This is a genomic window from Brevibacterium sp. VCM10 (assembly GCF_000583215.1).
In the GTDB taxonomy this organism is placed as follows: Bacteria; Actinomycetota; Actinomycetes; order Actinomycetales; family Brevibacteriaceae; genus Brevibacterium; species Brevibacterium linens.
This window is the reverse complement of record NZ_JAJB01000105.1, coordinates 1-904: the sequence shown is the minus strand read 5'-3', so window position 1 is coordinate 904 and position 904 is coordinate 1. Positions and strand designations below refer to the sequence as shown.

Annotated in this window: 1 protein-coding gene and 1 pseudogene; one reads left to right on the top strand and one right to left on the bottom strand. The window is 65.2% G+C overall.

What is annotated here, in order from left to right:
* A partial coding sequence (locus tag AD89_RS19035) for an arsenate reductase/protein-tyrosine-phosphatase family protein (RefSeq protein ID WP_035321475.1) occupies window positions 1–110 on the bottom strand: 110 nt, incomplete at its 3' end.
* Window positions 111–162: 52 nt separating this feature from the next.
* Here AD89_RS19035 and AD89_RS0117425 point away from each other — a divergent pair.
* Window positions 163–904: pseudogene (locus AD89_RS0117425) on the top strand (M13 family metallopeptidase N-terminal domain-containing protein); the annotation flags it as partial.

Below are 904 nucleotides of genomic sequence, written 5' to 3'. Positions count from 1 at the left end.
ACGACCGCCTCGGCGCCGGTCTCGGCCAAGTGATGCACGAGCACACGTTCGGCGGTGACGGACCGGCAGATGTTGCCGGTGCACACGAAAACGACGGATGCCAGACTCATATCTCCTCCTCGGGCGGGGCGTGCGGGGCACTGATCACGATACTGTGGGGCCATGACTTCTGAAACCTCACAGACCTCGATCAGGCCGGCCGACGACCTGTACCAGCACATCAACGGCGAGTGGATCGACTCGTTCACGATCCCCGATGACCGGGCCGGCGACGGAGCCATGCGTGAGCTCTTCGACACCGCCGAGACCAAGGTCCGCGACATCATCACCTCAGTGACCGACAGCCCGCAGGAGCCCGGCTCCGAGGGACAGAAGGTCGCCGACCTATTCACCTCGTTCATGGATGTCGATCGCATCAACGACCTCGGCGTCGCCCCGCTGACCTCGACGTTCGCCGCTATCGACGCCGCCGAGGACAAGTCCGAACTCGCCGCAACGCTCGCCCGACTCGAGACCGAAGGCATCGGCGGAGTGCTCGGCGGGTACGTCACCGCCGATGCGAAGGACTCCGACGTCTACGCCCTCTACCTCGTCCAGGCCGGGATCTCCCTGCCCGACGAGGACTACTACTTCAACGACGACCACGCCGAGGTGCGCGCGAAGTTCCTCGCGCATGTGCAGAAGATCGCGGCCCTGGCCGGTCTCGGGGAGAAGTCCGGGATCACCGATGCCGAGGTGGCCGCCAAGGTGATGGCGTTCGAGACCGAACTCGCCCGGCACCACTGGGATCGGGTGGCCTGCCGCGATGCGGAGAAGACGTACAACAAGTATTCGATCTCTCAGCTGCGCGACCTCGGCCCCGAGTTCGACTTCGACTCGTACCTGGGGATCCTCACCGCCGAGG